The organism is Ferdinandcohnia jepli (assembly GCF_047246645.1).
In the GTDB taxonomy this organism is placed as follows: domain Bacteria; phylum Bacillota; class Bacilli; order Bacillales; family Bacillaceae_L; genus Ferdinandcohnia.
The window spans coordinates 37,872-58,002 of the sequence record NZ_JBFOKR010000022.1 but is presented as its reverse complement, the minus strand read 5'-3'; the positions used below and the strand labels follow the sequence as shown (position 1 = coordinate 58,002).

19 protein-coding genes are annotated in these 20,131 nt (G+C 36.5%); 6 read left to right on the top strand and 13 right to left on the bottom strand.

Features of this window, described 5'->3' with window-relative positions:
• Positions 1-4: 4 nt before the first annotated feature.
• Entirely contained in the window at positions 5-583 is a 579-nt protein-coding gene (locus tag AB3M96_RS20185; RefSeq protein WP_412969406.1) for a DJ-1/PfpI family protein, read from the bottom strand.
• Positions 584-1,040: 457 nt separating this feature from the next.
• Between AB3M96_RS20185 and treP the strand changes: the two genes are divergently transcribed.
• On the top strand, positions 1,041-2,468 hold the full coding sequence (gene treP, locus AB3M96_RS20180) for a PTS system trehalose-specific EIIBC component (protein ID WP_412969405.1): 1,428 nt from the start codon (positions 1,041-1,043) through the stop codon (positions 2,466-2,468).
• Positions 2,469-2,563: 95 nt separating this feature from the next.
• Entirely contained in the window at positions 2,564-3,280 is a 717-nt protein-coding gene (treR, locus tag AB3M96_RS20175) for a trehalose operon repressor (protein WP_412969404.1), read from the top strand.
• 43 nt (positions 3,281-3,323) lie between these two features.
• Here treR and AB3M96_RS20170 read toward each other — a convergent pair whose 3' ends face one another.
• From AB3M96_RS20170 to AB3M96_RS20155, 4 genes are all read right to left on the bottom strand, one after another.
• Positions 3,324-3,917 carry an NADPH-dependent FMN reductase gene (locus AB3M96_RS20170; protein ID WP_412969403.1) on the bottom strand — a complete coding sequence of 198 codons (594 nt, stop codon included), beginning with the start codon at positions 3,915-3,917 and terminating at the stop codon, positions 3,324-3,326.
• 391 nt (positions 3,918-4,308) lie between these two features.
• Positions 4,309-4,902 carry a putative ABC transporter permease gene (locus tag AB3M96_RS20165; RefSeq protein WP_412969402.1) on the bottom strand — a complete coding sequence of 198 codons (594 nt, stop codon included), beginning with the start codon at positions 4,900-4,902 and terminating at the stop codon, positions 4,309-4,311.
• Positions 4,903-5,078: 176 nt separating this feature from the next.
• Entirely contained in the window at positions 5,079-5,273 is a 195-nt protein-coding gene (locus AB3M96_RS20160) for a hypothetical protein (protein WP_412969401.1), read from the bottom strand.
• 166 nt (positions 5,274-5,439) lie between these two features.
• Positions 5,440-6,357 carry a DMT family transporter gene (locus tag AB3M96_RS20155; RefSeq protein ID WP_412969400.1) on the bottom strand — a complete coding sequence of 306 codons (918 nt, stop codon included), beginning with the start codon at positions 6,355-6,357 and terminating at the stop codon, positions 5,440-5,442.
• A gap of 165 nt (positions 6,358-6,522) precedes the next feature.
• Here AB3M96_RS20155 and AB3M96_RS20150 point away from each other — a divergent pair, with 165 nt between their 5' ends.
• Positions 6,523-7,851 (top strand): ATP-binding protein, encoded by a 1,329-nt coding sequence (locus AB3M96_RS20150; protein ID WP_412969399.1) that lies wholly within the window; start codon positions 6,523-6,525, stop codon positions 7,849-7,851.
• A 90-nt stretch (positions 7,852-7,941) separates the two neighbouring features.
• On the opposite strand, the gene AB3M96_RS20145 is transcribed toward AB3M96_RS20150, so the two are convergent.
• Together AB3M96_RS20145 and AB3M96_RS20140 are read right to left on the bottom strand one after the other, a co-directional pair.
• The gene (locus tag AB3M96_RS20145; protein ID WP_412969398.1) at positions 7,942-9,147 is read right to left on the bottom strand and encodes a PDZ domain-containing protein; all 1,206 of its coding nucleotides are present in this window, start codon (positions 9,145-9,147) and stop codon (positions 7,942-7,944) included.
• 185 nt (positions 9,148-9,332) lie between these two features.
• Positions 9,333-10,787 (bottom strand): S41 family peptidase, encoded by a 1,455-nt coding sequence (locus AB3M96_RS20140; protein ID WP_412969397.1) that lies wholly within the window; start codon positions 10,785-10,787, stop codon positions 9,333-9,335.
• A 439-nt stretch (positions 10,788-11,226) separates the two neighbouring features.
• On the opposite strand from AB3M96_RS20140, the gene AB3M96_RS20135 reads away from it, so the two are divergent.
• Positions 11,227-11,667 (top strand): GNAT family N-acetyltransferase, encoded by a 441-nt coding sequence (locus AB3M96_RS20135; RefSeq protein ID WP_412969396.1) that lies wholly within the window; start codon positions 11,227-11,229, stop codon positions 11,665-11,667.
• A 201-nt stretch (positions 11,668-11,868) separates the two neighbouring features.
• On the opposite strand, the gene AB3M96_RS20130 is transcribed toward AB3M96_RS20135, so the two are convergent.
• On the bottom strand, positions 11,869-12,312 hold the full coding sequence (locus tag AB3M96_RS20130) for a GNAT family N-acetyltransferase (RefSeq protein ID WP_412969395.1): 444 nt from the start codon (positions 12,310-12,312) through the stop codon (positions 11,869-11,871).
• Positions 12,313-12,465: 153 nt separating this feature from the next.
• On the opposite strand from AB3M96_RS20130, the gene AB3M96_RS20125 reads away from it, so the two are divergent.
• Positions 12,466-13,065 (top strand): nitroreductase family protein, encoded by a 600-nt coding sequence (locus tag AB3M96_RS20125; protein ID WP_412969394.1) that lies wholly within the window; start codon positions 12,466-12,468, stop codon positions 13,063-13,065.
• Positions 13,066-13,522: 457 nt separating this feature from the next.
• Here the strand turns inward: AB3M96_RS20125 and AB3M96_RS20120 are convergent, their stop codons facing one another.
• Positions 13,523-15,079 carry a catalase gene (locus tag AB3M96_RS20120; RefSeq protein WP_412969433.1) on the bottom strand — a complete coding sequence of 519 codons (1,557 nt, stop codon included), beginning with the start codon at positions 15,077-15,079 and terminating at the stop codon, positions 13,523-13,525.
• A 764-nt stretch (positions 15,080-15,843) separates the two neighbouring features.
• On the opposite strand from AB3M96_RS20120, the gene AB3M96_RS20115 reads away from it, so the two are divergent.
• Positions 15,844-16,260 carry a Fur family transcriptional regulator gene (locus AB3M96_RS20115; RefSeq protein WP_412969393.1) on the top strand — a complete coding sequence of 139 codons (417 nt, stop codon included), beginning with the start codon at positions 15,844-15,846 and terminating at the stop codon, positions 16,258-16,260.
• A gap of 300 nt (positions 16,261-16,560) precedes the next feature.
• Here the strand turns inward: AB3M96_RS20115 and ftsX are convergent, their stop codons facing one another.
• The 4 genes from ftsX to AB3M96_RS20095 all read right to left on the bottom strand — a co-directional run bounded on the left by ftsX (position 16,561) and on the right by AB3M96_RS20095 (position 19,761).
• Positions 16,561-17,454 (bottom strand): permease-like cell division protein FtsX, encoded by an 894-nt coding sequence (gene ftsX / locus AB3M96_RS20110; RefSeq protein WP_412969392.1) that lies wholly within the window; start codon positions 17,452-17,454, stop codon positions 16,561-16,563.
• Complete coding sequence (gene ftsE / locus AB3M96_RS20105) at positions 17,444-18,130, bottom strand: cell division ATP-binding protein FtsE (protein WP_412969391.1); 687 nt, start codon at positions 18,128-18,130, stop codon at positions 17,444-17,446. Before ftsE ends, ftsX begins: the two co-directional genes overlap by 11 nt.
• A 376-nt stretch (positions 18,131-18,506) precedes the next feature.
• Positions 18,507-18,839: a cytochrome c551 gene (gene cccB, locus AB3M96_RS20100; RefSeq protein WP_412969390.1), complete on the bottom strand. Its 333-nt coding sequence runs from the start codon at positions 18,837-18,839 to the stop codon at positions 18,507-18,509.
• A 55-nt stretch (positions 18,840-18,894) separates the two neighbouring features.
• Positions 18,895-19,761: a YitT family protein gene (locus tag AB3M96_RS20095; protein ID WP_412969389.1), complete on the bottom strand. Its 867-nt coding sequence runs from the start codon at positions 19,759-19,761 to the stop codon at positions 18,895-18,897.
• Between the last annotated feature and the right edge of the window lie 370 nt (positions 19,762-20,131).

The window sequence follows — 20,131 nt, the reverse complement described above, 5'->3', positions numbered from 1 at the left end:
TTTTTTAAAATGTGGCACTTTCCATTAATCGATTTCGTTGTCCTTTGTAAAACTCTTGTACATAGTCTCGATTTGAAATTGCCCCTAGGTACTCTGCAATCGCAAGTGCAAAATCAACATAAGCATGCCCCTGCGCAGTTATGACTGAGTCTGTTTTAAGTACCGTTTCATATTTAAAATTTTCCTCCTCAAAACAACCTAGGAAATGGCGTTGTTCTTGTTGCAGTGTAACAGTATATGGTTTACCTTTTAGCACTCCCGCTCTTGCCAATACGTATGTCCCACTACAAATTGCAGCTGTTAATTTGTTAAGATCAAACATTTTTTTCGTTAAGTTAAATACTTCATCAACATCTTTTATGTGAATAAGATCTCCACCCGGGATAATAATGCCTTCGTATTCAGTCGGATTGACGTCCTGATAGGTAAGATGTGGTACAAATTGCAAACCGGATTCTCCTGTGATTTTCCCATATGTATCTGCTACAGTAACCACTTGATAATTCCCCCGAAGCATAGCCGTTGTAACAGTAATCTCAAACTCAGAAAACGAATCGTATATCACCAGCAATACCTTCTTCATATTCGAGCCTCTCCTTTACAAGTCATCTGAATTATATATTCCACATTTGGTTTGTGTATCCCTTCCTCCTTTATAGATTCGTATATGATTGACCAAGGCTCTTCTTTTACCTCCTGTGGGCTTTCATTTCTGGTAGGGATATTATCAGTTTGATAACTTCCTAAAGCCGTTACAACTATAATCTGTATTTTTGAAATTCCACATTATTTTATACCGTATATTTCGTATCGTTCATATCGCCTTAATCCATGGAATAAAATACCTTTACGTAGTAAAACCTATCTACAAAATAAATTTTATTTTAGTTTAAAAAATAGTAATTGACACACTTGTATATACAGGTTAGAATGAAAACGTAATCACAACTTGTATATACAGGATGATAGCTATGAAAACGTCATCATCATTGGGATATTAAGTTAAAAATAAATTTCCATTTATGTAGGGGGATAAAAAGATGAGTAAGTACACAGATCCTGCTAAGGAGTTGCTTGACCACATTGGTGGTAAAGAAAACGTTGCTGCTGTTACACACTGTGCAACAAGAATGCGTTTTGTTTTAAACGATCCTAAACAAGCAGATATCGAAAAAATTGAAGGAATTGGTCTTGTAAAAGGTACTTTTACACAAGCAGGGCAATTCCAAGTTATTATTGGAAATGAAGTTTCTACGTTCCATAACGAATTTGTAAAACTTGCAGGTATCGAAGGAACTACTAAGGATGAAGCGAAGGTTGCTGCAAAGCAAAACATGAACTGGCTTCAACGAATGATGGGACATCTTGCTGATATCTTCACACCACTTATTCCAGCACTTGTTGTTGGGGGTCTTATCTTAGGTTTCCGAAATGTAATTGGTGACATTAAATTACTTGAAGATGGCACAAAAACAATTGTAGAAGTTTCTCAATTCTGGGCTGGTGTTCATGCGTTCTTATGGCTGATTGGTGAAGCGGTATTCCACTTCCTACCTGTTGGTATCACATGGTCTATTACAAGAAAAATGGGAACGTCCCAAATTCTTGGTATTGTTTTAGGTATTACCCTTGTATCTCCACAATTGCTTAATGCATACGGTGTTGCTGGGGCAGAAGAAATTCCAGTTTGGGATTTTGGATTTGCAACAATTGAAATGATTGGTTACCAAGCTCAAGTTATTCCTGCAATTTTAGCCGGTTTTGTACTTGTATACTTAGAGAGATTTTTCCGTAAAATCTCACCAAATTCAATTTCAATGATTATCGTTCCATTCTTTGCTTTAATTCCAACAGTATTAATTGCTCATACTGTTCTTGGTCCTATCGGATGGACAATTGGTTCTTATATTTCTGATGTTGTTTACTCAAGCTTAACATCTGCATTTGGCTGGTTATTCGCAGCAATTTTCGGATTCGCATATGCACCACTTGTTATCACAGGTTTACACCATATGACAAATGCAATTGACTTACAATTAATGAGTGAACTTGGTGGAACAAACCTTTGGCCAATGATTGCTTTATCTAATATTGCTCAAGGTTCAGCTGTTCTAGCAATGATCTTTATCAATCGTAAAAATGAAGAAGAAAAACAAGTATCCATTCCGGCATGTATTTCATGTTACCTAGGTGTTACAGAGCCAGCGATGTTCGGTATTAACTTAAAATACGGCTTCCCATTCCTTGCAGCCATGATTGGTTCAATGATTGCAGCAATTATTTCAGTAGGAAGCGACGTAATGGCTAACTCAATCGGTGTTGGAGGTATTCCAGGAATCCTGTCCATCCAAGCTCAACACATGGTTATGTTTGCAATCGCAATGGTCGTAGCAATCGCAGTTCCATTCATTTTAACAGTTATCTTTTCAAAAGCTAACGTAGGCAAAATCTCTTTTGGTAAGAAATAATATTTGAGTATAAGGAGGGAGATAATCCCTCCTTTTTTTATTGAGATACGTTACAATTAAAGAAAAATGCATATCAGAAGGATTGGGGATTCCTTATGACAAACAAGTATTTAACAATCTATAGTGAAATTGTAGATAAGATTAAAGAAGGCGAATTAAAACCACATACTCTTATACCTTCCGAAAATGAATTAAAGGACGAATATAATACTTCCAGAGAGACAATTCGAAAGGCTTTAAACTTGTTATCTCAGAATGGTTATATTCAAAAGGTTAAGGGAAAAGGCTCGATAGTCATAGATGTTAATAAGTTTGACTTTCCAGTCTCTGGGCTTGTAAGTTTCAAGGAGTTAGCAGAGAAAATGGGAGACAAGCCAAATACGATTGTTAATGAACTATCTCTTGGAAAGCCAGATAATTTTATAAAGCAACAGCTTCAGTTATCAGGTAAGGACCAAGTTTGGAAAGTGATTCGTACCCGGGAGATGGGCGGAGAAAGGATCATCTTGGACAAGGATTTTCTTTCGAAAAAATTTGTTCCTGAGTTAACAGAAGAAATCTGTGAAAACTCCATTTATGAGTATCTTGAGAATGAACTTAATCTTTCTATTAGTTTTGCAAAAAAAGAAATCATTGTTGTAGAGCCAACAGAAGAAGATCAGGAACTGCTCGATTTAGAGGGATTCCACAACGTGGTAGTGATTAAGAACTATGTATATTTAGACAATGCAAGTCTGTTTCAATATACAGAATCTAGGCACCGTCCAGATAAATTTAGATTCGTGGATTTCGCTAGAAGAACTCATGTTTAAATGCAAAATGGGTGCTCCTCAGATGAGGGCACCCATTTCTCTATTATCGAATTGTTTTAAGAGCTTTGCTCCAAGTTACAACTTGATCTAGCATTAAGTTTACGTTATCTAAATGTAAAGCTTGAGGCTTGAACTCTGAACCATTTTCAAAATCAGTGAATAATGACAATGTTGGATGTGTACGAACATCGGCAATCATTAATTCTCCCATGATTCCACGTAGGTGTTCTGCAGCACGAGCTCCACCTGTTGAACCATAGCTTACAATACCAGCTGCTTTGTTATTCCATGCTTCACGCGCAAGGTCTAATGCGTTTTTCAAAGCGCCTGTAATACTGTGATTGTATTCTTGAACGATGAATACAAAACCATCTAAATTCGCAAGTTTTTCATTCCAAGCTCCGATTCCAGGAGCGTCTGCTTCTCCTAGGAATGGTAATTTGAAGTCTGCGATATCAACGATTTCATAGTTTGCATCTCCACGTTGATCAGCGATTTCCTTTACCCATGCACCAACCTGTGGACTAACACGTCCTTGGCGAGTACTTCCTAAAATGATACCTATGTTTAATTTTTCGTTTGACATTGTTTCTTCCTCCTTTGGTTGATTACCAAATAATCTATCTAGAAAACCCATGGATTCTCTCTCCTCACAATTGGTATTTTCTTGAAATACCTTTAATTGATTTATCTTAAATATTTTTATCTTAACTTCAAGATAAATAATACCTTATATTTAGTTTTATGTCAACAGTAAAAACTAATATTTCATTACAGTTCGCTTCTTCTATATAGATTTTATTTTCTTAGCATAAGGTCTGATTATCAATATGTCTAATGTTATAAAGATTCTTGAAGACACATTTCAAGGAAAAGGTTTATTGTCTGAGTACTTTAAAAGCGTATGGCAAAATTAACATTTTGAGCTGAACTACCAAAGTGTGGAGCTAAACAAGGATGGGGAAAACTCTATGGGGTTTCCCTGTTTTATTTTACAGAATGAAAAATAGAACTCGTCCATTCGAGTTCTATTGTATCTGTTTTGTCGGGTTTTCTTCCGTAACAGTGCTTGGTGTATGTCTCTTTATTGCGAGTATAAGCTCCCCAATAAAATATAAACCAACTGTCGGCCAGATTAGTGACCATCCGCTTTCAATTGCATCATACATCGCAACGATACCTGGATGTATATAGGTTAGTACCAATAGTGATAAAATAATCCAATACGCTGAGAATGTTAAGCATACATGTCCATGGAGTTGGAGTTTATGTTCTGAGTAGTCCCACCATTTTCGCCCAAAGGATCTCTCTAACAAAAAGCCGCTGCCATACTCCACAAGCGTTGGGACGATAAAGCATAATAGCAATACATATGCCCAATGCATGTTAGTTCCTATTAGATAAATCAACAAGATAGGAGCAAAGCCGTACATCGGCTTAAATGGACCTAGAAAGAAGTTCTCTTTTAAAAAAACTCTCTTCTTAAAGTAGTTATAACTATTTTCCAACATCCAGCCTAAAAATGAATACATAGTAAAATAAAAAAGGACTACCATTACCCCATCCATAGTTAGGAGTGTAGGCTTAAAAAAATCAAAACCATTTACTAAACTATGCAACATGGCTAACTCACCTCGTGGAGAATATTTCCACATATATGGTTAGCATATTCCATCTAGAATATACAAAAAAATTGTTTTGACTTTATATGCCCTTTTTGAGACTGTTGGGATAAAGAAAGCTTTATCCCCCATCTATTCACCTAACTATTATTTAATATTAAAATTGTACATTACTTTTATATAAACCACTTAACATATACTGCAATGGCAACTAACGAAAGCACAATGACAACAGCATAAATTAGGGTTAAATTAATACTATTCTTTTTTGCGGCACTTCGATAGTTTTCATCGCTTTTACCTGCCAGCATAAGTGTGGATATGACTGCGATAATTCCAATTAGAATGACAATAATAAATGCTATTTGCATGATGATACACCTCTTTATTTATTCAAATGCGCCTTGGCATATTTCCGCCCGTTTTTTCGATCTGCTCAAAAACCCTCTGAAAACCGTGGCATCCGCCGGTTATCCATGCTGTTTTGCCCCACGCAAATTAATTTGTCACATTAAAGCTGGGCTTCTGAGAATAAAGTTAAATTGCTGTATTCTTTGATAGAGTAGACTTTTTCGGAATCTTCTCCCTAGTCTCTTGTACGATGATTACTGCTGCTATTACCATTATAATGCCCGTGTATTGCCATAGATTTAATTTTTCCTGAAATACAAAAAAACCAATTAATGCTGCTACAACAGGTTCGATTGTTGCGATTATAGATGCCCTACTGGATTCTATATGCTGTAAGCCCTTTGTATATAAAATAAACGCCATCATTGTTGAAAGGAAACCAAGGCCTACAACGAACAGCCACGTTTTGAAGTTGGTAAATAAATGAATGACTTCCCATAACCCGCTAAACGGAGTAACCGCAACTGCCGCAAAAATAAACGTATATACTGTTACAGTGAGAGAGTCATATTTTGCAAGTGCGAATTTACCAAAAATACTATACAATGCATAGAAGAATCCTGAACCAACTCCAACCACTAAGCCAAACAAGGAAATTGAACCCGTAAAGTTTGGAAAAACGCCTATTACAAATGCACAACCTACAAAGGTTACGAATAGAGCAATCATTTTTCGTAGAGTTAGTTTTTCTTTAAATAGAATCCTTGCAAATATCGTTACAAAAGCAGGTGCCGTATAGAGAAGTATTGCAGATACAGAAATTGAGGTTTCTTCTATCGCCATAAACATGCACCAATTAAATAAAACAATACTAATAATTCCTGTACCGACAAAATACTTACTGTCGGCTAACCTGATTTTAAAAGCATTACGGTTCCGAAAGAGAGTATAGGAAACCAAAAAAATGGTCGCAATGATTGCACGAGCAGCAACCACCTGTAACGGCGAAAAGCCTAACACGTAGAGATTGCTTACAAATAAACCAATTATTCCCCAAAGTGAAGCACCAGCTGCTATAGATAGAACTGCCACTTTCTTATCCATAATTCGCCCCCTATTTACCAACATACGAATGTTGATTGTTAGACCCTACCAAAGCTTATGTACAAGTATACTACTTATTACATCAAAACGTCATTTTTATGTATCTATTTTTTAAATTTTCGGTTATATTTATTGTAAAAAACTAGAAAGTTTGTGATGAGTTGTATGTTCAAAAGTTATAAAGGCAGAATCATTGCAACGTTTTTCTTTATCATTGTGATCGTTCTTTGGGACATTATTTTTTATGGCTTTAATAACTATTCTTATAATCTGTTATTAGACCTTACCTTTACGATAACTATAGGGATTATCGTTTGGTGGCTCGCATCATACTATGATAGATCAACTAGTCTATTATGTGACCTTACACAAAGTGAAACAAGATATAAAGAACTTATTGATACTACTTCTTATGTAATCGATAACTTAAATCAGGTCGTTTATCAAATCGACAAAGACCGAAACTTTGTCCTTATCAACCCTGCTTGGGAATCCCTTACTGGTTTTACAATAGAGGAAAGCCTAGGACGTAGTATAGATTCGTTCATTTATCCTGAAGATCAAGAGTACGCTACTAATCGCAGAATTAGTAATACCATTCAATTAAAAAAGGAAACTGCTAGGGAAGAATTCAGGTTTCGAAAAAAAGACGGTGGATTTATTTGGCTACGTGTCGATTCAAAAATTTATTATGACGACAACAGTCATGTAGTAGCAATTATTGGCACCCTAACAGATATAACAGATTGGAAGTTATCAGAAAAAGGGTTACTTCAATTAAATGAGAATCTTGCCATTCAATCAGATAAACTAGGGGTTATTGCTCAAATGTCCGCTGCTATTGCTCATGAGGTACGTAATCCGTTAACTGCTATATCCGGGTTTCTACAACTAATAAAAGAACGTAAAGAATTTAAAGAAGAGTATGTAGAAATCATCTTTGATGAAATGAAACGCATTGAGTTTGTTTTAAATGAGATGTTACTTTTATCAAAACCCCAGACAGTTGCTTTTACAAAGGTGAATATTTCCCAAATATTGCAGCATGTTTTAACATTAGTACGACCAGATGCAAATATGAAAAGCATCAAAATCGAGGTTTGTTCTACATTCGAAGAACCAATTTGGGTGTATGGTGAAGGAAATCAATTAAAACAAGTATTTATCAATCTACTAAAAAATTCGATTGAAGCAATGGATGACGGCGGAAAAATATATCTTTATCATGCCTCAGATCAAAATAATATTTCAATCTATGTGAAAGATGAAGGTGTAGGTATCCCTCAGGAAACTCTTGAAACAATTGGACAACCCTTTTATACAACGAAAGAAAAAGGTACTGGTTTGGGGCTTACTGTCTGCTTTAAGATTATTGAAAACCACAAAGGCAAGATTCATATTTCCAGTGAGTTAGGTGTCGGAACGACATTTGAGATTTTATTGCCGCATTATATAGAGATTGAAAAGAACAGTACCGATAAGGCTATTGTGTAGTACCCCATCAAAAAAGGATGGGGCTTTTTTATATGATTATAATTATAAAATAGTAAAGCCCAACTACTATCGTAGTTGGGCTAATTTTTTCTATACTGCTCGTCCCTTCCATCGTTTGCCCTCTTCAACAAAAAGCAGGCCAAGTTCATGGTGCTCACCATCGTATAGTGCTCGTTGGACGTAACGTACTTCACCGTTCGCATTTAGCACATCCAATTTGCAATATGCTCTATTTTTTTGGAGAGATTCATAGAAATCAAACACTGTTTTCACTTGATTTCCATTTACCTTTACAATCGTTTCTCCTACTCGAATTTGCATTTTTTCTGCAGGTGAATATGGAATTACACCCAATACGATTAATCCATGATTTGTTTTGGAGAAAATAGATGATCTAGAATCATCAAAAATATAATGTTGTAATGAGATTAGTTCTCTTCCAACTATTGCAAAACAAGCCACAAATGTTGCTACTGCAGGGAGCCAAATACTAATAACGGCTGCGATTGTAAGAACCGCACCAAGGAAAATTACTCTTTGCCCAACCAATCGAATCGTTTTAACCGGAAGCATGCTCTTCACTTTATGATAGAAGCCAATTCCGAACGGAACTAAGAACAGAGAATAAGTTTCTCCAGAAAGTGTAAAGACTGGCCACCATTCATAATGAGTAGTAAGTGCTTCTCCCGGAACAAGCAAAAAGATTGGAGCCATCCATAATCTTTGCGTAATATGCGCCCCGACTGGTAGACCACGTTTACTTTTTAACAGATCAGGTGATGTCCCGATATGACCTCTTTTCATTATCAATATTCCTTCAGCAACTACTAACAAACCTAGTAGAATCGCAACTGCTGATAGACTAGTAGAACCCATGTCTGCTAGTAAACTACCAATAAATGTATCTTTTTCTACCGATAACTTTGATACAAACAGAAGTAGTAAAAACGAAATACCTAAAACATAGGCTGGTGAAAGCAATCGCGCTTTAATCGGTAAACTAAGAAGAAGAGTTATAAGTGCAATTAAAACAATCGTTCCAAACGGGATAACTACTCCTACTGCAATTGTTACGATTGATATAACCAACCCAGCTATCCAAGCTCCAGGAAGTAACGAACGTAAATCATAAAAACCATCATTTACTCGAATATGAAACGCACGCCTCTCCCGTTTTACACGAAAATAACCTAATAATATTGCGTAACCAGCAAAGAAATAAACCAATGGATGAAGAAGGAATCTGCCAATTCCAAGCAAAAGTTCCAGCAACCATGCAGTTATCAAAAAAATCACCACCTACTAATAAATTCGATTGTTTCATTCACGTTCAATATACTATTCTTTATTTTACCAAATACTTGACATAAAGCATACTTTGTTTTTTATGGAAATCTAGTGAATATAAGAAAAGCGCAAGCGTACATTTCCAACTCTAATTAAAAACACCTCTCCTTATGTAAGAGAGGTGCTTGTTATCCTTATTCAAATAGAACTTCAATCGCTTTTTTGAGCTGTTGGTCGTTCTTATCATCTCTAATTGCTTCAATTACTTTTGTTTCAAGTCTTGCTGCTGTTTTTTCATCTATTTTACCGGTTTCTTCTAAGTCATTTGCCACTTGGAAAGCTTTTACTGCTTTTACAGTTTCTTCACTAAAATATCCATCCACACGACCCGGATCAAAACCTAGGCCCTTTAGCATGACTTGTGCATTTTTGATTTTCTCATTGTTCATATTAAGCGCAAGTTCACTTTCGAATTGAATTGGATTTGCATAGAAAAACTCTGGTTGTTTAGCCTCTACTGTTGGTTCGATACCTTTTTTATGAATCCAATTTCCATCAGGAGTTAACCACTTGAACATGGTAAGCTTCAAGTTACTTCCGTCTCCCATATCACGCGCCTGCTGAACAGTACCCTTACCAAACGTTTTTTCACCAACAATGTCATATCCACCAGCTTCTTTTAACGCACCGGCAAGGATTTCAGACGCTGAGGCACTACCTTGGTCAGTTAGAACAACAATTGGATATTTCTTCTGCTCTTCAAGGGTAGAGAAAAAGCGCTGCTTTTGACCATCACGGTTCTCAATTTGTACATATGGCTTTTCCTTTGTAATAAGCTGTTTAAGGATTTCCTCAACACTTTCCAGGAGTCCACCAGGGTTACCACGAACATCGATTACAAGACCTTCTATCTTTTGATCTTCTAATTCACTAAGACCTACTACAAAGTCTTCTGCCGTTTTTTGAGCAAATGAAGTAATTTCGATATAACCAACCTTTTTATTTTTGAATTCCTTTACGGACGTATACACAGTTTCAATTGGGATTGTGTCACGTGTTACCTTCACTTCCATTAAATCAGTAACACCAGGTCTCATTACTTGAAGAATAACATCAGTTCCTTTTTCCCCACGGATTTTTAGAACTGCTTCATACAAATCAAGACCTTCTATACTTTCACCATCAATTTTGATAATTTGGTCATTTGGCTTCAAGCCAGCTTTTTCAGCAGGTGAATCCTTGAACGGAGCAACAATGGTTACCTTACCTTCAACCATACTTACTTCTGCCCCGATTCCTTCAAACGAAGATTCGAGAGAGTCGTTAAACTGTGCAGCTGTTTCTTCATCCATATAAGCTGAATATGGATCTTCTAAGGTTCCTACCATTCCTTGGATAGCGCCTTCTATAAGTTGATCTTCATCCACTTTTTCTACATAGCTTGATAATATAAGATTGTATGCTTGTGATATTTTAGATAGTTCACTGCCTTCAGATTCTTTTTGATCCCCTTGGTTATCTGTAGGGGCAGGCTGTTGAACGAGCGGTTGATCATTTCCTTTATCCAATAACTGAACTGTCAGGAATGTTACCCCAGACCCTAGTAGAAAGGTTAGTACCATGTATAATGCGACAATTTTACGATTCACCTATGTTCCTCCTCATCTCTTTAACAGTGCTTATAAAAGCCTTAAACATTTGTATGTATCTTTATCGGTTACTCCTTTAAAAGAATAATATTAATGTTTGTAGCTTTTATGTTCTTATTCATGTATTCCTCTAAGCAAATAGTTTGAAAGCCAAATCATTATCTAACTTTTGAACTATCCTACCAGAGTTACGGAAAAGGCACCACACATGCTTAGTGCGATGCCTTGGTATTTTACTATATGAAAAGCTTGTACCAGTTATGATTAGAAAATCTCGAGTGCCTGCCTACATGAGTAAAAATCAATGTGAAATTTCTTGATATTCCTACTATTTATTATAGAAGTTTTTTGAATGATGTAAAGAAAAATACTTTTTCTGTACTCTCACCGAAAGTTGGTGATGTATGATATAGAAAAGTGTTTTTAAGGAGTGAAGACTATGGGATATGAGATTTGTGAATTAAAAACTGTTGAAGAATGGTTAACTGCTTTTCCTGTGATGAATCAGCTACGAACACATTTAGACGAGGACATGTACATCCAGATGCTAACAGAAATGAGTAAACAAGGTTATCGGTTATTCGCGTTGATTGACGAAAATAAGGTATGTGCCGTAACAGGTGTCATTAATTTGATCAATCTATATAATGGGAACCATATTTATGTGTATGACCTTGTAACAGATGAGGAGAGCCGTTCAAAAGGCTATGGTGAAGCACTTCTTTTATATATACATGAACTGGCAGAGAATCTAGGTTGTTCCTCAGTTGCTTTAAGCTCTGGTTTACAACGTAAAGATGCCCATCGTTTTTATGAGGAGAGAATGGGTTACAAGAGAACGAGTTATGCATTTGTGAAAGAGCTGTGGAGTTTTTTGTAAAATGGCGGAGTGGTAACTCTGTGTTTTGCTGCTATCAGCCGTATTTTTTGAATAACGACAGTAAATCTAAGATAACGACAGTGTTTGTGTTTGCGGCCTAACAGCTGTATTCTTTATTTAAAGGCCGTAAACTCCCTTTATTTGTAAAATATTATTGTGTATTTTCAAATCCCCGTTTGTTTCTTAATCCAGACTGGGATTTCAAACTGATGACCGCTCCAACCCCCAGTAAATCATTCCCTTCATTTCCTCAATCCGCTTCATACCGAGCTTTTCTAGAACACGAATCGACGCAACATTATCTATATCACATTCCGCTTGAACTTTTCTAACTGCCTCATGTAAAAATGCCCACTCTACTAAAGCAATTGCAGCTTCCGTTGCATAGCCTTTGTTATGTTCGTCTGGATCAATCCCGTAACCTATTTCAACGGTTCCGTTGACAGGCTTACCTTTAAAACCAATGTCCCCTACCGTTTTACCGTCTTCCTTTCGTTTCGCCAACCATACATACCAACCAATTGTACTTTGGTCTGATTCTGTTTGGTTGAGTGCATATTGGATATGATCTAATAAGGGATAATTCGAATCAGTAAAAGATGCCAACGTGCATGGAACTAAACATAAACGCTCTGTTATTAACATGATATATTCTCCTTAATTTGTAACGAATGATAGATAGAATGTACCTTATTTCCTGTTAGGTAACAATCTATTTTTAGCTTAGTGGAAACACTATATTGGAAAAACAAAATGTTTGAAGCTAAAATAGAAGTATCTGCAAAGGAGGAGAATTTTGTGACACAAGTAAAAACAAAATCAGAAAATACACGCGAAGCACAATATGAAGTTAATCCATTATTTATAAACAGATGGTCACCTCGCTCATTTTTGGAGAAAGAGGTTCCTGAAGCTGACCTTTTAAGTGTCTTCGAAGCTGCACGCTGGGCACCTTCTGCCAACAATTTTCAGCCATGGAGATTTATCGTTGCAAAATCAGAGGCAGATCTCAAGCTATTCCATACGTTCATTAACCCAGGAAATCTTGTCTGGTGTGAAAAGGCTCCTGTCTTAACCCTATTGATTTCAAAAAAGACAACAGACAATGGGGAGAATCGTTACCATGCATTCGATTCAGGTACTGCTTTTGGTTATCTTGCTTTAGAAGCCGCGAACAAAGGATTAGTTACACATGCAATGGGCGGTTTTGACAGAGACAAAGCCAGAGAAGCACTACAAATTCCAGACGACTATGAAATTCAATGTGTAATCGCAATTGGCTACCAAGGAGAAAAGGAAGTTCTTCCTGAAAACCTGCAAGAACGTGAACAGCCAAATAACCGTCGTCCTTTAGCGGATACATTGTTTAATGGGAAATTCAATCAAACTCTGGTTTAAATGCAATATAGGCGTTAAACAAACGTTTGTTTAACGCCTTACCCCAATAACCACAAGCAATTCAAAAATAAGGCAAACGTTTGTCTGAATCGGGAAAACTCCTTCAAACAAATTTTTTTAGTTACTCGACCTTTAACAATGACTATGGGTATAACTTATCCACATTATCCACAAAACCCACATTGGTGGCAGTCACCACAGAAATACATTTGTCTTTTTACGGAGGACACTTCACACTGCTTTTTATCTTCCAAAAAAGCCGCTGTTTCGCTGCCTGACAGGCTTTACTCGAACAGTAAAAAGAGCCTTTTATGGCTCTTTTCTTGTCGTACTATTCTTAGAATGGAGTTATCCACAATTTCAACATTATCCACATTCGGCTTTTATTTCACAATAGATTTTAGCAGTTCTGCTTTTCAATCAGAATCTACCGCCACAATCTTTCACTCATAAGACATTAATAAGGATCTGCTTCGCGGCCCATGTTTTCAGCCTTGTCGACAGCTTTATCAGCTGCTGCAGAACTCGTATGGTCAGCATCCTTCATCAGTTCCATCGCCTTAGATAATCCTTCTCTTACACGTCTACCGTAATCTTCATCAGCATTTGTGAAGTATTCTAGCATCTTATTTTGTATTTCCGGCCGACAAATCTTAAGGTTATCAACCAAATTACGGATTAATTCTTCTCTTTCCCACTCTTCAAAGCTTCGATATGTTTCACCAGCTTGTCCGAAATCGTTTGGCCGGTCAATTTTTTCACGAACTAACTTGTCATTATAATGTGGCTCATGCACTTTGCCTTCCTGCTTTGCTTCCTTCAAACCACCGATAGTGGATGGTTCATAGTTGACATGTGGATTTCCGCTAGGAGGCGTATCCACTTGGTAAGACATTTGACCACCTCGTTGATTTGTAGCGACACGCTTTTTCGGAGCGTTAATTGGTAGTTGCAGATAGTTAGACCCCACACGGTAGCGTTGTGTATCTGAGTAAGAGAATGTTCTTCCTTGTAGCATTTTATCGTCAGAGAAATCTAAACCATCTACTAATACACCCGTTCCAAAAGCAGCCTGCTCCACTTCATTGAAGTAATTCTCAGGGTTTTTATTCAATACCATTTTACCAACCTTTAAGAATGGAAACTTATCAGTTGGCCATAGTTTTGTATCATCAAGTGGATCAAAATCCAGCTCCGGATGATAATCGTCACTCATGATTTGAACACATAACTCCCATTCAGGATAATCACCTTTTTCAATTGCTTCGTACAAATCTTGAGTGGCATGACTAACGTTGGTTGCCTGAATTTCATTTGCCTCTTTTTGCGTAAGGTTTTTAATTCCTTGCTTTATCGGTTCCCAGTGGTATTTTACAAGTACCGCTTCGCCATCCTTATTTACCCATTTGTATGTATTTACTCCAGATCCTTGCATTTGGCGATAGTTTGCCGGAATTCCCCATGGTGAGAACAGGAATGTAATCATATGTGTTGCTTCAGGAGTATTGGCTAAAAAATCAAACATCCTCTCAGGATTTGATAGATTTGATACCGGATCCGGCTTAAATGCATGAATCATATCAGGAAACTTCATTGCATCACGGATAAAGAATATCTTTAGATTGTTTCCTACTAAATCCCAGTTTCCATCCTCAGTATAAAACTTAACGGCAAAACCTCTAGGGTCACGCGCAGTTTCAGGTGACTCCATGGCACCAGCAACTGTTGAAAACCGTACAAATACAGGTGTTTTTTTACCAGCTTCCTGGAATAATTTTGCTCGTGTGTATTTTGAAACCGGCTCATCTCCTACTTTTCCGTAGGCTTCAAAATACCCATGTGCTCCAGCGCCTCGGGCATGAACAACACGTTCTGGTACACGTTCACGGTCAAAGTGTGAAATTTTTTCGATATAATCGTAATTCTCAAGTGTTGAAGGTCCGCGATTGCCAACTGTACGGATGTTCTGATTATCCGTTACAGGATGTCCCTGTCGATTTGTTAGAGAGTCCATTGATTCACCCGTACCTAAGCGGTCATCGCCAGGTCCTCCCACACCTTCCACATTTGTTCCATGGTGTTTTTTCTCGTTCATTTCAGCACTCCTTTAACTTCAATAAATTACCATCTAATTATTTCCATTTACCATTCATTTATGTATCAAGCTGAATTCTTTATAATCATTCTTCACTTATTCTCAAATGTAAGTAAAAATTAATACCTAGTTGATAATTGATAGTTTTAGTTCCATGGTACATCTCTACTTTTTTGTAGATTAACATCCTATTCCCATTACTAAATATAGCTAAGCAGAGACTCCAATCAAAAGAACCATTATTTTACCCATTCTTTAATTATAATTATTATAAAAAAGTATTGATTTTTTATTAAGAAGTGTTATCATTGTATTCGTAATGAAAAACATCTAAGAAGAGGTGATCTCGTTACATAACAATAGACTAACTACAAGTTGGGGGAGCTCCAGTCGGAGATAACCAAAACAACAAAGCAGATTCTGAATACGGAACTCGTATCGCACAAGGTCTGGCTTAGAAATACCTGCTGAAGTTCTAGCATAATTAGATAAAGCAAACCTATTATTCTTCATTTTATTCTCACACTCTAGGTATCCGGCTTCACACTCGGATACCTATGCTTTTACTAGATTTAATTTGATTCATCGCTGATATTAGAGGAAATTGAGGTCTTTTCATAGAACTTTAGAAGTAAATCTTATAGAATATAATATAAATATTACGATTACAGAGGATGTTTATTGTGGAAGAAGAACTAACTGAACTTATACCATTTCTAAAGGAACGTGGATTGCGCATTACACCTCAGCGAACTTTAATCTTACAAACCATTATATCTTTAAAGGGGCATCCAACTGTTGAAGATATCCACCGCAAACTGCCTTATATAAGCCTTGCTACTATCTATAACAATGTGAAACTCTTTGTATCATTGCGGATATTAAAAGAATTGCCTTACGGTAACGGATTAAGCAAATATGAACTAGCGAATCAACCAAATCACTATCATATTTTATGCGAGTCCTGCGGGGAAATTATCGACTTTAACTTTCCACCATTAAAAGAGCTTGAACATGTAGCCTGCAAACTAACTCAATTTAAGATCCGCTCTCATCAAATGGAAGTATACGGATTATGTACAACATGTCAAAATCAATAACAAGTACAAAAGAAGGTGAAATATTGAATTCAGTCAAAGAGATTTGTCCAAAATGTCAAACTGAAATTAAATCACTTAAGCATACGATCAGCTGCGAGTGTGGAACAAAAATAAAATTAAAAAAATCAATCGCTTAACCTGCACAACTTGTTTATGTGACTAACAATGTTGTGTTTTTTTTTGATTAATTTTACTAGTACGTTAGGATTCTCCCAGAAGTAAGTACCTAAAATAGAGTAGGTGAATACCCTATTGATGCAAATAAAAGCACACCCCAAAAAGAGATGTGCTTTTTCAACTCTATACTTTTAAGAATTTACGAACAGACATTAAGCTTCCCCATACACCGATAAATGCACCGAGAACAAGTAATAAACCAGATACTTGGAAGGCAAATGGATTAAATGGTAACAATTCTAAGAAGGTACCACTCAACTGTGGTTGAATTAAATCATACAGGAAGTTGTAAGAACCAAGAATTATACCAATTGGAATTGCTGAGCCTAGAATACCTAAGAATAACCCTTCTAGGAAGAATGGCCATCTAATAAACGAGTTTGTAGCGCCAACTAGCTTCATAATCTCAATTTCTCTTCTTCTAGCAATGATTGTAATTTTAATTGTGTTAGAGATTAAGAACATGGCTGTAAAAAGAAGCCCGATAATTAACCCTAATCCAATATTACGAGATACATCAACTGTACTAAAAATCTTTTCAATTTTACCTTTTCCATAGTTTACACTGTGCACGAAATCAAAGGTCTCAATTTTTTCAGCAACTGTAACAATGTCTTTTGGTTCCTTTGTTTTGATTACAAATACATCATAAAGTGGATTACTTTGTTCATAAAGCTTAAATATTTGTCCATCCTCACCAAAACTGTCAATCATGCTTTGGAGTTCTTGATCCTTTGATGAAAATGTAATGGATGAGACTTGCGTAATTTTTTCTATTTCTTTTTTCAATGCATCTTGTTCTTCCTCTGTAGCTGTTAAATCTACATGAACCGAGATTCGAACATCTTTTTCAAGTGAGGTTGCCATACTATTCAAGTTCATCATTAGAACAAGGAATACTCCAACTAAAATTAAGGTTACAGTTACAGCACTCACGGATGCAAAAGTCATCCAACCGTTACGGGCAAGATTTTTGGTACTTTCTCTGAGGTGGCGGGTAAAAGTATTAATCTTCATAACCATACTCACCCCTTACTTCATCACGCGCGATTTTTCCGCCTTCAATAGCAATAACACGTTTTTTAATTGTATTTACAATTTCACGGTTATGTGTCGCCATCACAATTGTTGTACCACGGAAGTTAATTTCTTCAAATATATTCATAATCTCCCAAGACGTTTCCGGGTCAAGGTTTCCTGTCGGTTCATCAGCAATCATCACGCCAGGTGAGTTAACAATTGATCGTGCAATTGAAACACGTTGCTGCTCCCCACCGGATAACTCTTGTGGAAGAAATCTAGCTTTATGCTTTAGCTTTACTAAATCTAATACTTCCATTACACGCTTTTTAATATTCTTCGGATTTTCCTCAATTACTTCTAACGCGAACGCTACATTTTCATATACCGACAAACGTGGTAGTAGCTTAAAGTCTTGGAACACAACTCCAATATTTCTACGAAGGAGAGGAACTTTGCTTTCTTTTAGCTTTGCAAGATTAATTCCATTTATCATAATTGAACCTTTAGTTGGCTTTTCTTCACGATACATCATTTTAATGAACGTCGATTTCCCAGCTCCACTTGGTCCAACCACATAAACGAATTCACCTTGTTTGATTTTCACATTTATACCGTTAACAGCCACTACGCCATTAGGATACTTTTTATATACATCTTGCATTTCTATCATTATGAAATCACCCATAATCGTTTTTTTGTAGTTTCTAAATGTATGAGAAACCCAATTTGGTTCGGTTATATATTTACTTATAGAGCATATCAAAACTTTGCGAAATAGAAAACGTCAAAAATCGCGTTATTTTTCACATTCTCCATTATAACATCAAAATTCGTCAAAATAAGACCAAAAATATTACATTTTGATTTCACTACGTTGAGGATGGTATAGGTTAGTTTGTCGAGAGTTAGTTTTGTAGGGTTTAGAAGTTATGTCTGTGGTAGAAATTGCTTGTTTTAGAAGAAAAAAACGATAACTAAGTCTAAATTTGAAAACTCTTTACAAAATAAAAAACTCTTTGCCGAAACAAAGAGTTTTTGTTATGGTATTATTTTTTACCTGCTAACCATTCAGCAACTGCATCTTTTTCTGCACCTTGAACGATTCCAGCACGCATTGCACCACGACCATTTTCAATGATGTCAGCAATTTCGTCTTTTGAGTATTTCGATCCAATTGTTTGTAATGTTGGACCTGCTCCACCAGATAAGTCTTTACCATGGCATGCTGCACAGTTTTGTTGGAAGATTTCCTCTCCGTTTGCAGCGGTTGCTCCACCATCACCTGCTGGCTCATCTGTAGCATTGTCGTCCCCACCACAAGCAGCTAGAGAGAATACAAGTGTAGTGCCTAATAAAAAGCCTAGTAGCTTACGTTTCACAAAATTTACCCCCTATTAAAATATTTACCATTATACAAATATTATTATACCCAATCTACGCCCTTTTAAAACCCTCACCTAATACCTCTGCAGCATCCATAACTACGACAAACGCAGTAGTATCAACGCTTCGAACCACTTGTTTCAATTTTGTGAACTCTGTCTGATCAACCACACACATAAGCATTGGTCGTTCATCGTCAGTATATCCACCATAGCTTGACAGCTTTGTAACACCTCTGTCCAGCTTTTCAAAAATCATTTGACGAACTTCATCCTGCTTGTTTGTAATAATAAGAGCCATCTTTGAATAGCCCAGACCCACTTGTACAAGGTCAATCGTTTTACTTGTTACAAACAAACCTATTAATGCGTATAAACCACTTTCAATATTAAATACAATTGCTGCTGCTAGTACAATTAGACCATCTATTAACAAAACACATTTACCAAGGGAAATCCCTGTATATTTATGTACTATTTGAGCAGCCAAGTCTGTCCCACCTGTAGAGGCGTTCCCACGGAATGTAATTCCTAATCCTAACCCGACACCAATTCCACCAAACAAAGAACCTAATAAAGGGTCAAGTGTAGCAGGCTCTAAATTCCGAGATAGAAACACTACAAGTGGTAAAAATAGTGTTCCTATTAAGGTTCGAATACCATACACCTTTCCCAGGAATATGACGCCTGCAATAAAAAGTGGAATATTAAATGCCCATTGAACATATGCCGGTTCCCAACCGAGAACTGCATACATAATTGTACTTATTCCACTAACTCCTCCAGACGCAACTTTATTTGGCAGCAAAAACAAATTAAATGACAGTGCAACTATAGCTGAACCAAGTAGTATGTATATATATTCCTTTACCATCTGGAGCTTTGGATTTATATTGTGCTGACGTCTTTTTTTGTACATGTTAAAACCCCCGTTAAAAGAAAACTCTTCTTTCTTTCAAAAAGTTTCTCTTTTTTTTGATAACTTCCATAGATGCAAGGTTTAGGAACATGCCCTTGTATTGTACTTGTTCCATGTAAAATCAATCCAAGATTGTTTTAGAAGAATCTTACCAACTATTCCTTTTTGAACCTCTAAACACCACTAGAATCAATAACCTTTGGAAGTATATCACGGCTTAAAAACCCTGTAAACGCCAGCAATATAACGTGGTAAAGCAACAAAATATACCCTACTACCCCTAGTTTGCAACAAGTAATGAATAAATATTACAAAACATATTCCTTTGCGCATGAACCTATCCACATATCCCCAAAATCCACATTGGTGT